This is a genomic window from Sphingobacterium sp. UBA7625, from assembly GCF_002484085.1.
In the GTDB taxonomy this organism is placed as follows: Bacteria; Bacteroidota; Bacteroidia; order Sphingobacteriales; family Sphingobacteriaceae; genus Sphingobacterium; species Sphingobacterium athyrii.
Genome location: NZ_DLJD01000023.1, coordinates 56166 through 68486, shown reverse-complemented (window position 1 = coordinate 68486; position 12321 = coordinate 56166). Strand labels below are relative to the sequence as shown.

The 12321-nt window shown below is 42.0% G+C and carries 13 protein-coding genes; 3 read left to right on the top strand and 10 right to left on the bottom strand.

All coding sequences use genetic code 11. The features are described from left to right. Positions 1-8: 8 nt before the first annotated feature. Positions 9-530 carry a CinA family protein gene (locus B4G94_RS08640; RefSeq protein WP_286858293.1) on the bottom strand — a complete coding sequence of 174 codons (522 nt, stop codon included), beginning with the start codon at positions 528-530 and terminating at the stop codon, positions 9-11. 62 nt (positions 531-592) lie between these two features. Continuing rightward, positions 593-880, bottom strand: a complete 288-nt coding sequence (locus tag B4G94_RS08635) for a hypothetical protein (RefSeq protein WP_286858292.1) — start codon at positions 878-880, stop codon at positions 593-595. 143 nt (positions 881-1023) lie between these two features. On the opposite strand from B4G94_RS08635, the gene B4G94_RS08630 reads away from it, so the two are divergent. Next, positions 1024-1176, top strand: coding sequence for a lmo0937 family membrane protein (locus B4G94_RS08630; protein ID WP_108633825.1), 153 nt, complete (start codon positions 1024-1026; stop codon positions 1174-1176). Between the two features lie 115 nt (positions 1177-1291). On the opposite strand, the gene B4G94_RS08625 is transcribed toward B4G94_RS08630, so the two are convergent. Further along, positions 1292-1663: a DoxX family protein gene (locus tag B4G94_RS08625; RefSeq protein WP_286858290.1), complete on the bottom strand. Its 372-nt coding sequence runs from the start codon at positions 1661-1663 to the stop codon at positions 1292-1294. A 93-nt stretch (positions 1664-1756) separates the two neighbouring features. Between B4G94_RS08625 and B4G94_RS08620 the strand changes: the two genes are divergently transcribed. After that, positions 1757-2107, top strand: a complete 351-nt coding sequence (locus B4G94_RS08620; protein ID WP_108633823.1) for a winged helix-turn-helix transcriptional regulator — start codon at positions 1757-1759, stop codon at positions 2105-2107. Positions 2108-2197: 90 nt separating this feature from the next. Here B4G94_RS08620 and B4G94_RS08615 read toward each other — a convergent pair whose 3' ends face one another. The 4 genes from B4G94_RS08615 to B4G94_RS08600 form a co-directional block, all read right to left on the bottom strand. Further along, complete coding sequence (locus B4G94_RS08615) at positions 2198-3295, bottom strand: DUF2891 domain-containing protein (protein ID WP_286858288.1); 1098 nt, start codon at positions 3293-3295, stop codon at positions 2198-2200. 64 nt (positions 3296-3359) lie between these two features. Beyond that, positions 3360-4067 carry an SIR2 family NAD-dependent protein deacylase gene (locus B4G94_RS08610; RefSeq protein ID WP_108633821.1) on the bottom strand — a complete coding sequence of 236 codons (708 nt, stop codon included), beginning with the start codon at positions 4065-4067 and terminating at the stop codon, positions 3360-3362. A gap of 86 nt (positions 4068-4153) precedes the next feature. After that, positions 4154-4612 (bottom strand): hypothetical protein, encoded by a 459-nt coding sequence (locus B4G94_RS08605; protein WP_286858285.1) that lies wholly within the window; start codon positions 4610-4612, stop codon positions 4154-4156. A gap of 118 nt (positions 4613-4730) precedes the next feature. Next, the gene (locus tag B4G94_RS08600) at positions 4731-6566 is read right to left on the bottom strand and encodes an alpha-L-fucosidase (RefSeq protein WP_286858284.1); all 1836 of its coding nucleotides are present in this window, start codon (positions 6564-6566) and stop codon (positions 4731-4733) included. Between the two features lie 209 nt (positions 6567-6775). On the opposite strand from B4G94_RS08600, the gene rnhA reads away from it, so the two are divergent. Beyond that, positions 6776-7270 carry a ribonuclease HI gene (gene rnhA, locus B4G94_RS08595; protein WP_165309656.1) on the top strand — a complete coding sequence of 165 codons (495 nt, stop codon included), beginning with the start codon at positions 6776-6778 and terminating at the stop codon, positions 7268-7270. A 189-nt stretch (positions 7271-7459) separates the two neighbouring features. Here the strand turns inward: rnhA and B4G94_RS08590 are convergent, their stop codons facing one another. The 3 genes from B4G94_RS08590 to B4G94_RS08580 all read right to left on the bottom strand — a co-directional run bounded on the left by B4G94_RS08590 (position 7460) and on the right by B4G94_RS08580 (position 12308). After that, positions 7460-9082: an arylsulfatase gene (locus B4G94_RS08590; RefSeq protein WP_286858283.1), complete on the bottom strand. Its 1623-nt coding sequence runs from the start codon at positions 9080-9082 to the stop codon at positions 7460-7462. Between the two features lie 102 nt (positions 9083-9184). After that, on the bottom strand, positions 9185-10777 hold the full coding sequence (locus B4G94_RS08585) for an arylsulfatase (protein ID WP_286858282.1): 1593 nt from the start codon (positions 10775-10777) through the stop codon (positions 9185-9187). 61 nt (positions 10778-10838) lie between these two features. Then, positions 10839-12308 carry a RagB/SusD family nutrient uptake outer membrane protein gene (locus B4G94_RS08580; RefSeq protein WP_286858281.1) on the bottom strand — a complete coding sequence of 490 codons (1470 nt, stop codon included), beginning with the start codon at positions 12306-12308 and terminating at the stop codon, positions 10839-10841. Positions 12309-12321: the final 13 nt, after the last annotated feature.

The window sequence follows — 12321 nt, the reverse complement described above, 5'->3', positions numbered from 1 at the left end:
GTTTCTATTTATACGCTGATAATTTCCGATCTACTCTGATTCTTTAGAGCCAAGTAAAATGCCCGAAGTGCCCTAATGACATAAATCCTTTGCGCCTCCTCGGCTTTGGTATTTGCTTCTAATTCCACTTTTTCAGTATGAACAATCCGTTCATGGTAAGCGATTGAAAAAAATGCGTATAATTTCCCTTTTGATTCGGGCACGATAGTCGCATAACCCGTCGTCGCGATTCCCCATTCCGTATGAAATAAAGTCGCTATCCTTACCGCCATTTGTTCAGCGATAAGCGGAGACACACAGTCATACTTTTGGGCTTCCTCTGCATCAACATCCAATAGACGGATTTTTTCTTCTAGAGTGTATGCTGTCATTCCTCCCCCATAGACATCCATCGCACTTTCCATTTGTGCACAGGCAAACTGTAGCAGGCCAGCAGTAACGCTCTCTGCTACTGCTAAACGTTCACGCTGAATCAGGAGCGAGTTTCTAATCTGTTTAAGTTGTGCCTTGAAAAATTGTATTTTGTTCATATCCTTTAGATTTGCGCTCCCTGAAATACAGATCCTATTTCGTTGTTTCCTTAAAACTGTTACTATAAGACAGCATATATACTGACCTGAGGTGTATCGACCATTAGGGATTTCAGGGCAAAAAGAATGTTATTATTATACAACTCCGTTGATAAAAATGCGTGTGCGTCTTCAACCGTATCAAAAACATGTAATAATTGGATATAACCATCCCCAATTAGCAATTCTATCGAAGTTGCACCTTTTATCTGATCAATAAATGAGTCCCGAAATTTGTCATATATGCCTGATACGGCACCTTTATCGCTATTATTAATTTTTAAGGTTACTTGTAAATAAGCTTTTGCCATGGTATTAGTTTTTATAATGATTAAACTTTCTCACAATGGTGATCTTTAACAGGCTAACAATAGCCAACAGAACATTGTTTGTTTTTTATTCCAAAACAATCATTAAACAGCTATTGTTATTAATAAAAAAATACATCAAAATTATGGGAAATTTATTATACATTATCGCCGTTATTTTAGTCATCATTTGGGCAATTAGTTTTTTGGGAGGGTATGCGACAGGAAATATCATTCACACATTGTTGGTTATCGCAATTATAGTGGTATTGTTGCGCGTTATCCGCGGTGCGGCATAAACGATTGTTTTCATAAAAGTTTTTCCTTCTATAACTATAAAAAGAATTAAAAAAATAGCACAGACCAGGAATATTTCAATAAAATAAAACATTCCTGATCTGTGCGATCAAAACGCTAAATAATAATTTTAAATTTTTTGTCCGTTGCCAGTAAAACAACGCTAAGAATACACATCACGAATGAATTGTAAAAATGTTGGTATTCTCCATGAGCCATATGTGCCGTAAAAGCGCCTATTGCAAATGGAAACAAAAGTAAAATCCCTACGGTTTTGAATTCTGGTTTATACAAACCAATCAGAAGGAGTAAAACCCCTAGCAACTCGCCTACGCCGATACCTAGTGTCCAGGTTTTATTAAAACCTAAAGAGTCCATGCTTTGCATCATGGACTGCTTCTGAAAAACTTTGAATAATGAGGCATATCCAAATACATAGAGGTAATAGGCATAACTCAACCAATGAACGACAAATTTTATAGTTTCCATTTTATACTTTATGAGGTGAGCTACAAATTTCTTTATTAAATTGCATGAATAACAGTACGCACGAAATTGTATGATACGAACAGAAAAGTAAGTATGAATAACAGAAAAGAAAACTCCACCAACACGATCAACGAAAGCTACTGGAAGGATCATTGTGGCATTGCTTTCACTTTATCTGCGATTGGAGGAAGATGGAAAATAAATATTCTTTCTTATCTCTTGCATGAGGACAAACTACGTTATGGTGAATTGCGAAAAAGGCTCGTCGGCATTTCAGAGCGTATGCTCATTGCTAAACTGAAGGAACTTGAACAGGACAAACTGGTCAACCGTATTGTCTATCAACAAGTCCCCCCGAAGGTGGAATATGAACTAACAGCATTGGGACGCTCATTGGAAAATATTTTAATCCTTATGGATGAATGGGGTGAGACAAATATGTAAAATAGAGTCCCTGTGTTTGAATATACAGGGACTCTATTTTGTTATTGTTACTCCAGACCTCAGTTCACGGCTTTCATTTGATTGTGGGCATTAATTTTTGGAAAGTGCATAGAGCGCAAAAGTACCCAACCAATGTGAACCCATATAATCGTCTTTGGAAGTAATATTGGGCAGTGAATATTTTAGATGTTTATTGGCTAAACCATGCAGATGATTTAGCTCAGGAAGTGCCTTTGCAATACCATTTAGACAAGTCGCCCGGCTAAAATTTAATCCATCCAGATGAACCAAGTGCCCGTCTGTACGGTCTTTCACAATGCCGGGTTCCAAGTTAAAATCCGGATTGAAAAGATCAGGCAGAAAATCCTTCAGCCATTTTCGATATTCATCCTGTCTTAAAACCGCACTCATGCAAAGTGCCTCTTCAAGACAGGGTGAAAGGAAGTCGCTTCCGCTAGGCTCAAAGGAGATATTACAATTTTTGTCATGGCTATACAGCCTTACAGCATTTGTCATTAATGATTTTTCGAAAGCAACCTGATTTGTTCCTCGCGCAAAATCCAATGCCAGCGATAGGCCAAAAGCAGAATTATCATGATAGCCGGTTCGAATTGGATAAACCAATTTTGGCAAATATTCCTGATAGGCTTTCATGATATGTTTTACCATCGGATCGAGAATTTTTGCCCAGCGTTCCGCATCTGGATCTTTCCAGGTTAGTAGTTCTTTCTGCAATTGTAATAACCAGGCCCAACCATAGGTGCGCTCAAAGTTTTTATTATTCTTATCCTGAAAAAAAGCTAATTCAGTTGCCGCATTTTCTGCAGTGATATTCCTGTTCAGCTGTTTCCGGATTACGCCGGACTTATCCAAATCAGGAAATTGCTTTAAAATTCGTACGATTGACCAATAACCATGGACTGAGGAATGCCAGTCAAAGCAACCGTAAAAAATCGGATGTAATGTACGCGGTCCCTTCAAATCCTGGTCACTTCCGAGTACTTGTCCCAATTTGTTCGGATATTCTATTTCAATACAATGCAATGGCAATGTAAGCAAATGTCTTGCTTGGGCACTATCCAATTGTATCGGGGCATTATTTGTACTATTATTTACCTTGATCTCTGCGTTATTGTGGCAAGAGATAGCCAATACTGAACTACAAATCAGTCCTATTATTCTTTTCATTTTTTTTGTTTTAATTCCATTTTTCAGGATGAGGTTTATTTGAAGTTTATAATCCGCTGCTACATTAATCTTTAACTGAAGCCTCCTGAAGCAACTGTTTGACCAAGATCGGAACCGCTACGGTGGCTGCTTCCTCAAAACACTTTATCCGACCTAATGTTGTACTGTTCGGAATTTGCTTGTCGATCAAAAAAGACCGGCAATAATGAGGCGCAAATTGCCGCAGCCCGGCGGCTGGATAAACCTGTAAGGAAGTTCCGATAATAATGAGGATATCTGCTCTTGAAACATAGGACATTGCGCGTTCAATCTCCGGAACAGCTTCACCAAACCACACGATATTCGGTCGCAGTTGACTTCCTTTTTCACAAAGATCTCCCATTTTTATTTCTTCGCCTTCTACCTGGTAAATCAAACGATCGTCAATGGATGACTTGGATTGATCCAACCGACCATGTAAATGTATAATCTTTGTAGAGCCAGCCTGCTCGTGCAACAAATCGACATTTTGTGTGACGATCGTGACCTGATAGGCCGATTCCAACTGGCGTAACGCGAGATGCGCCGCATTTGGCCTTGCAGCCAGCGCAGCCTTCCGCCTAAGGTTGTAAAATTCCTGAACAAGCGCCGGATTTTTTTTCCAGCCTTCAATAGAGGCTACAGCCATCACATCATGTCCCTCCCATAGTCCATTTGCATCCCTAAAAGTAGGTATGCCACTTTCGGCAGAAATCCCAGCTCCTGTTAATACAACGATATTTTTCTTTTCCATGTACTTGCTTAGTCCCTTAAAAATAAATAAATCTGATGAATCTATTGAGCTCAAAAGGATAACTTTTTTAACAAGAGACGAGTTCACTACTCGTTTATCAATTTAATAGCGTAGTTATCAGGAAGCTCCAGCCGAATGGAATCTTTGCTAGCGGCGGCCTTTCGGTTCATCTCATCGAAAGAACGCTGGTAATATACAAAGGCCTTATTGGGTATATGCAGATCTTTTGCCTGTTTTACTGCAAAATGATAACGGTTATCCGACAGCTTGACATGCTTATAAATACGATAGGTTACAATTTGAATCTGTACCTTATCAAACTTCGGTATCGTTTTCAAATCAGCCGCCTCGTGAAAGTATTTCTCATTGAAATACATAAATTCATCTGAATTGGCCAGCCATTCCAGATTTATTTTTCCCTCAACCACTTTATTCGCTAGCGAATCCGCACGTTGTCGTTCCATTTTATTTCCATCTCCGGCAGCACAGGACACGCTTAGTGCGACCACAGACAGGGATGCAAGAAAAATATGCAATAGACTCATCCGCCTAATTTAGTATAAAAATAATTCCCGCCATAACGGCGACATCAAAAATTATTTTTGATCGACAAAAAAGCCCGGGATACTAGCATCCCGGGCCAAATAATTTATTTGGCTACCATTAAAGATTATTTTCAATGGCGCCAACTTTCTCGCGATGCAATGCCAAAGGCGAATCCAATAACACCGCTATAACAGTCATATTTTTATCCAAGCGTTCCTTTGGTGCCTGAATATAAACAATCCCCGGAATACTGCTCCAGTAAAGTTTATTGAAAATCTCATGATTGATCATGGATCCTTCACCCACCAGTCGAATCCGAGCAATACCGTTTTTTATTCCTTTGAGCGCAATAGGGCCTGTTGGCGTCCCTTCGACAAAAAGGTAAAGGGTCTGACGATCCTTTGAAAGCGCACTTAAACCTTCATAATGTCCTTCAGGTAGTCCCTTTCCGGTATCATAAAGTGCTTCCGCATGCTTCTTAACCCAATCTAAAACAGCTGGATTTGTCAAATTTCCCACAGGCAGCTTTGACTCCATACCATCTATAGTTAAACCGGAATGATCGAAGATATTTTTTCCACTATGGAGCACTGATGCGATTTGATTTAATGCGGTATTGGTTTGCTTGTTATCAAGTACAGCTTGTAAACTAATAGCTTCTTCACGAGGTGTGTGCCACTGTACCTTGTCTTTGAATGTCAGGGCCAATACCGTGACGTCCTGATCAAAGTTAACTTTTGTCAGGTCCAATTGGACTTTTTCATCCAACGATACTGCAGTTACCTTAGACGTAGCATCTCCAACAACAGAAACCGTCTGAATAGCATCATTCAGCACCCCCTTTAACTGCAATTGTGGTTTTTGTTCATATAGGTAGAGATAGAGGGTTTTTCCATCTTTTGACAAAGCGGACTTCCCGTTGTAATTTTCGAATGGAATACCTGCTCTTGTACCATATATTGCCGAAGCGTGTTTATTCGTCCATCTTCCCAACTGCTTCAAAATATTCATCTGCTCTTCGGGGATGCTACCGTCAGCTTTTGGGCCGATATCCAGGAGGAGGTTTCCACCCATGGAAATACAGTCTACCAAAGTACGGATAATCATATTGGGTGACTTGTATTTCTTGTCAAAAGGCTGATACCCCCAAGAGTCATTCATGGTATAGCAAAGCTCCCAGAATTTAGCATCTGGCCGGCTTACAGGAATCCCCTGTTCAGGAGTCTCGTAATCGCCATGGTGGTTCAAGCGCGAATTAATAATGATATTCGGGTTGTATTTACGTAGAAGTGACATTGTTTCCTTGGACTTCCACTCTTCGGCGCTATGCTCCCAGTCGCCATCAAACCAGATCAATTCAGGTTTATATTGCTGGGATAATTCGCTGAGTTGTTTTTGATAATATTCGACATAGCGGTTCCAACGATTTGGCTCTTTGACAAGTTCGTAACGTTTTCTTGCACGTGTAAATACATCGTAATAAGGATGGCTCCAATCCGGCAGAGAATAATAGAGACCTGTATGCAGTCCCTCCTGCTGAATAGCCTGAACAAATGGTGTAATAACATCCTGTTCGGCAGCGGCATCTTTTAGGGTGGTAATCGCTTTATCCGCCTGAGTATTCCACAAGGAAATCCCATCATGATGTTTCGTTGTAATCACCGTATACTTTGCACCTGCTTGTTTAATCAGTTTAGCCCACTCCTTTGGCTTATAATTTTTGGCCGTAAAACCATCGAGCTGTTTGATGTAATTATCGTGGTTAATATAATTATTGAAGAATGACCAGGACTCGGAGATCCCGTCAACGGAGTAGATTCCCCAATGAATAAAAATCCCTAGCTTGGCGTCTTCAAACCAATCCATTTTTTGAGCTGAAATAGTGTTCTGAGCGCTGACGTTGAAACATGCCGACGCTAAAAGAACAAAAAGAGAAACCTTTTGAAACTTCATAGAGTTAAATTATCGATTACATAACGAGTTTAAGCCAGCAAAATACATATAAATCATTAGAATTTCATTGTGTAAGCGATAAATTACAGCGAAGACGCTCTTGCTAAACCGAATAACTCCTTGATATGATAGGCAGATTCTCAGAACATAGCATTGCAGCGCACAATTATAATTGTATTTCAACGCAAATTTATCTAAGTTTGGCGGGTATGATCGAATTATATACAGACGGGGCATCTAGTGGAAATCCAGGTCCGGGAGGGTATGGAACTATCTTAAGGACTATCTATACAGGCGACAATGAGGCGTTCAAGGGAAAATTAATTGAAAAGGAATTTTCAGGAGGATATAGAAAAACAACAAATAACCGTATGGAACTGATGGCCGTCATCGTAGGGCTCGAAGCATTAAAAAACTTAAACCAACCGGTTACAGTATACTCTGACTCCAAATATGTCATTGATGCCATTGACAAAAAATGGGTATACGGATGGATCCAAAAAGGCTTTGCCGGCAAAAAAAATAAAGACCTGTGGATGCGTTTAATGAATGTTTATAAACTACATAAAGTCAAATTGGTTTGGGTAAAAGGCCATGCTGGCCATCCTTTGAACGAACGTTGTGACCGCTTAGCTGTGGCCGCATCCAAAGATAAGTCCAATTGGAAAATCGACACGGTATTTGAAGTCGAAGAAAACAAGTAGCAAGATAAAATTCAATGGGCGATATTGAGAAATGAGGCAGATAAATTTGGATATTGCTCCAGTTAGCGAAAAGGCACCCGATTCATTGGAACTTGGTGCCTTTTTTATAAAATAATGTAAAGTAAAACGGTTCAACCGTAATCAATCCGAAGCCTAAAACGTCTGTTTCATTGTAAAAGGGTTTGCTTCTTAAAAACGAAATGCTGGTGCGGCGATCTCCTGCACCTTACTTTCCCGAAACTCCTTCATACTACTCGGTTCCTTGCTTTCTAATTCAGCAAAGTCCACCACCCCGTTATCCTTGGCCCAACGAAAATAAGCGGTAGATAGGCGCGATACTACATCGTGATGTTGTGCCGCAATATCTTTTCGTTCGCTCGGATCTAGTTCCAGATCATATAGTTCCCACTTGTAGGATGGCCAGGTGGACACCAACTTCCACTTCCCTATCCGTGCAGCACGGTTTCCAGCCCGCTCCCAAAAAAGACCTTCTTCACGCGTTACGGTATCCTGCTGATTGAACAGCACCGGAAGTAAACTTTTTCCGGGAAGCTTATTTGCCTGATGGCCTTGATATTCCTTGGGATAAATGGCTCCGGCAAGTTCATAGAAGGTTGGCGCCAGATCGATGATATGGCCAGTTCCTTTTTTGATGCCACGGGCGATTTTCCCTGGAAACCAGGCGATAAATGGAGCATTGATCCCACCCTCGTAGGTGTAATCTTTAAATGCCCTGAACGGCGTATTTGATGCATAAGACCAATTTTTACTTTGTGATTCAAATGAACCTACCGTACCCACTGGCCCACTGTTCAATCGGGCGCCATGGAACCAACGGACGAGGTCCTCTGCAGGTGCACCATTATCTGACAGAAACACAATTAAGGTATTGTCTAACTGGCCATTTTCTTTGAGTTTTTGCAACAATTTACCGATTGTCTGATCCAGGCGGTCGACCATCGCAGCGAAAACTTCCATTTTTCTGGCCCACTGCTGTCTTTGATCAAAGGATAAGCGTTCCCAGTCGTAGATATCTTCGTCAGCAATGGAAAGTGTGGTCGTATTGTCAACTATCCCCAGTTCTTTTTGGCGCTTAAACCGTGCCCTACGGATGCTCTCCCAACCTTTATCATAGTATCCCTTATACTTGGCAATATCCTGTGGTAGAGCTACTAAAGGCCAATGCGGTGCCGTATGCGCTAAATATAGGAAGAACGGTTTATCCTGACCCTTGATCTGATCTAGAAAACCTTCGGCCTTCCGATTGATCACTTCCGTAGAAAAAGAACTTTCCAAGGGGTAGCCTGCAGCATCTGTTGCTTCTTTAAATGTCGGGGCTCCTGAATCTGAATTCTTTTCTTCTCTTGGAAAAACGAAATCAAAACCACGGTCCCAAGGCAGGCTCTTGCCTTTACCAGACACATGCCATTTGCCTGATGTCGCGGTGACGTAGCCGTTGGCACGAAGAACTTCGGCAATCGTCAATGATTCAGCATTGAGATAACCTTGGTAAGCCGGTAAGCCCAAATCATTGGAAAAATACCCCACGCCAGCTTTATGCTGGTACTGACCTGTAATCAGGGATGCGCGTGTTGGCGCACAGATGGAGTTATTATAAAATTGTTTTAACCGTATTCCCTCGCTGGCCAGACGATCCAGATTGGGGGTTGCGATCTCCGATCCATAAGCACCCAAATCGGAGTATCCGAGGTCATCGGCAAGAATCAAGATAATATTCGGCTTGTTGCTTTGTGCCACAAGAGCACTTGCACCACCAAAAATAAGGGCAATACATAGTGTTAGTTTTTTCATTTGATAAGAATTTTTATATGTGTTTAGTCTCCACGATAAAGATGAACTCTCTTCACTCGGTACGAATACATCATCAGGGTTTTCATAGCCTATCTTTTATGCCTAGCGAAACTGACTGTTTATTTTCAGCAGTTTATAGTCCACTACCCCATTCTCTTTTGCCCAAAGCTTATAACGCGCTTCGAGATCTTCAACAATTTCCGGGTATTGATCTGCGACATTATTGTTTTCACCCCTGTCCGCATCGATATTGTACAGCTGTGGTTTATTCCCCTCTTTGAATAAAGACACGAGTTTCCATTTACCATACCGTACGGCTTTGTTGCCGGCTCGTTCCCAAAATAATGGAGTCGGACGCTCAACCTGATTTTTATCGGTATGCAATAAGGCTCTCAGACTAATGCCTGGTAAGGGATTGATGGGTAAGTTGCCCTCTTTTGACGGATATTTTGCCTGGGCAAAATCATATAATGTCGGGGCGATATCAATCAGGTGTCCCGTACCTTTCTTAACAACATTGGCTTTCACTTCCTTTGGAAACCAGACAATAAACGGCGCACCGATACCACCTTCATAAGGATTATCTTTATAGCTCCGCAGGGGCGAGTTGCCCGTTTGTGACCAATTGCTATTTTGCATATCATAGGAACCAGGCAACCCTACAGTCTCCGTATTCCGCGAGGTATAGATGCGGTTGCGATCACCGCCTTGTGCGCCGTTATCGGACAAAAAGATGATAATGGTATTCTTGTCTTTTTTCAGTTCCTTCAAGGTTTTTCGCACTTTTCCGATACTCTGGTCGACGCGATCGACCATGGCAGCGAACACCTGCTGTCGACGTTGCCAGTATTGCTGTTCGTCATAGGTGAGCTTGTTCCATTCCTGTACACTTGAATCCTTTGTCGAAATAGGCTGTCCTTTCGGAAAAACTCCACTTTGAACCGCATTTTCATAACGTTTCACACGCAGGCTATCCCAGCCCTGCCGGTATACGCCCTTGTATTTTTGGGTTTCTTCTTCCGGAGCCTGTAAAGGCCAATGTGGTGCGTTAAAGGCGAGATACAGAAAAAACGGTTTTTTATCCTGCTCTTGTTCACGCAGAAAGCCAATTGCCTGATCAGTAATCTCGTCCGTGAGGTAACGTCCTTGCGGTAGATAGAAAGGTTTATTATTTCGATACAAAGGCACGGTAGGATTTTCAGGTCCATTGATTTCATAAAAATTGGAAGCCCCACCCACAAAATTAAAGGAGCGTTCAAAACCACGTTGCGCAGGCCATTGGTCATAATCATCGCCAACATGCCATTTTCCGGAGATAATGGTAGAATAGCCCGCTCCTTTTAGTACTTCCGCCAGCGTCAGCGACTCGTGGTTTAAAAAGCCCTGGTATGCGGGCAGGCCAAGGTTAACATTAAAATACCCCATACCCGCGCGATGTGCATATTGTCCTGTCAATAATGTTGCTCGCGTCGGCGCACAGATCGAATTATTATAAAACTCCTGGAAACGTGTACCCTGTTTTGCCAGCTCCGTCAAATTTGGGGTATGAAAATCTGTTCCGCCATAAGGCGCTATGTCTGAAAAACCCAAGTCGTCAACCAGAATTAATACAATATTTGGTCGTTTGTCCTGTGCAATACTCCTGTTCAGCGCCCAGCTTAGACAAAGTGCGATAAGAATGTATATTGTTTTCATAATTTATGATGTTTTGTAGTACGAATAAAAATAGAGTGTTCCATAACAGCGATACCATCCGTTATTTAGCCAACCAGTCTGGATGTTGAACCAATTTTGGATTCAAATTCAGCTCCCGTTGCGGTGTTGGAAAATGAAGATGTCGCGCTGCAGCATTTGTTTTTCCTGCCGTTTTTAGTTTTGTGATGTAATAGTTTGCTCCACGACGTACCAAGTCAAACCAACGTTGGTACTCATAGACCAATTCCTTGCGTCGTTCCTCAAATACCAGTTCCCGAAAGCTATCTTTGCTTTCCGTATCAGACAGCTTTTCAACGCCAGCGCGTATACGGACGGCATTGATCGCATCACGCGCTTCCTGCGTTGGCCCATTTAACTCATTTTCCGCTTCTGCCAAAATAAGCAGGACCTCAGCATATCGTATGATGGGGGTATTCTTTGAAGACTGTGCCTGGTTGCCGACTACGGTCTGGTCATAATACTTATTGAATTGTGGCTTGGTTAGCGCATAATATTTTCCATCTGTGGGTGATATCATGCCAGTTGTAAATGTTACGGAAAGACGTTTATCAGTCAGCGCAAAGCTCTTGTACAGGCCACCTTCAGCATGTAGGGCATCGGCGTAATCCCCATTGATACCGGGTATATCTGCCGGAGCGGAACGACTGGCCAATGAGTTCCCTTGGTAGCCACTATTTCCTTTAAACTGCGCTGAAAAAATATGTTCAATACCATTTTTTTTATCGATATCGAAGACATCTGAAAAATCCGGAAAAAGTGCATATCCCTCTTTGTCAACCACATCCTTGGCTAACAATTTGGCATTAGTCCAATCCAATCGGGTCAGGTATACCTTGGCCAGGAGGCTTTTAGCCGCACCGGATGTAGCACGACCTTTGTCCGCATCGCCATAATTCTTATAATTCGGGAGACTGGAGGCAGCTTTTAGATCGTTTATAATCTGTGCATAGACTTCGTCTTCTGAAGCTTTTGCCACGTATAATTCTTGTGCTGATAAGCCTTCTGTGGGACGTATGACAAGCGGAACAGGGCCAAACCAGCGCACCAGATTGAAGTAATGTAATGCACGCAAAAATTTAGCTTCGTTGACCAGGCGTTGTTGTACCGTGGCATCGATCTGATTTTGGTTCATCGCTTCGATATTAACGATATTTAGATTTGACGCGTTAATGGCATCATAACTTTGTTTCCAGAGTTGTTCCATCCGATCGTTTGAGGCGTCGTGGGTTAAATTACTGATGGCGCGCACATGGGCATTTCGCGCCCGGGGTCCTGCTTCATAGTCATCTGTTGCCATCTCCACGCCGATCTGGAATAAGCTGTTGTACAACGATTGCCCCGTCTCATACAGTTTTCGATAAGTACCCGTTACTGCGGCCACTGCTTGTCCTTGATTCAGGTAAAACTGTTCGGAAACCAATGCACTTTCGGGCTTCTCGGTCAATTTTGAACAGGAGATTCCTGTTAACAAAACGAACAATAAAGGAATAGAATAATATAATTTTTTCATTGGGATCTGTAAA

What these genes read in the sequence shown, in the direction of transcription:
- B4G94_RS08580 (WP_286858281.1), bottom strand. Translation starts at nt 12,308, where the DNA reads ATGAAAAAATTATATTATTCTATTCCTTTATTGTTCGTTTTGTTAACA.
- B4G94_RS08635 (WP_286858292.1), bottom strand. Translation starts at nt 880, where the DNA reads ATGGCAAAAGCTTATTTACAAGTAACCTTAAAAATTAATAATAGCGAT.
- rnhA (WP_165309656.1), top strand. Translation starts at nt 6,776, where the DNA reads ATGATCGAATTATATACAGACGGGGCATCTAGTGGAAATCCAGGTCCG.
- B4G94_RS08610 (WP_108633821.1), bottom strand. Translation starts at nt 4,067, where the DNA reads ATGGAAAAGAAAAATATCGTTGTATTAACAGGAGCTGGGATTTCTGCC.
- B4G94_RS08630 (WP_108633825.1), top strand. Translation starts at nt 1,024, where the DNA reads ATGGGAAATTTATTATACATTATCGCCGTTATTTTAGTCATCATTTGG.
- B4G94_RS08605 (WP_286858285.1), bottom strand. Translation starts at nt 4,612, where the DNA reads ATGAGTCTATTGCATATTTTTCTTGCATCCCTGTCTGTGGTCGCACTA.
- B4G94_RS08640 (WP_286858293.1), bottom strand. Translation starts at nt 530, where the DNA reads ATGAACAAAATACAATTTTTCAAGGCACAACTTAAACAGATTAGAAAC.
- B4G94_RS08625 (WP_286858290.1), bottom strand. Translation starts at nt 1,663, where the DNA reads ATGGAAACTATAAAATTTGTCGTTCATTGGTTGAGTTATGCCTATTAC.
- B4G94_RS08590 (WP_286858283.1), bottom strand. Translation starts at nt 9,082, where the DNA reads ATGAAAAAACTAACACTATGTATTGCCCTTATTTTTGGTGGTGCAAGT.
- B4G94_RS08620 (WP_108633823.1), top strand. Translation starts at nt 1,757, where the DNA reads ATGAATAACAGAAAAGAAAACTCCACCAACACGATCAACGAAAGCTAC.
- B4G94_RS08600 (WP_286858284.1), bottom strand. Translation starts at nt 6,566, where the DNA reads ATGAAGTTTCAAAAGGTTTCTCTTTTTGTTCTTTTAGCGTCGGCATGT.
- B4G94_RS08585 (WP_286858282.1), bottom strand. Translation starts at nt 10,777, where the DNA reads ATGAAAACAATATACATTCTTATCGCACTTTGTCTAAGCTGGGCGCTG.
- B4G94_RS08615 (WP_286858288.1), bottom strand. Translation starts at nt 3,295, where the DNA reads ATGAAAAGAATAATAGGACTGATTTGTAGTTCAGTATTGGCTATCTCT.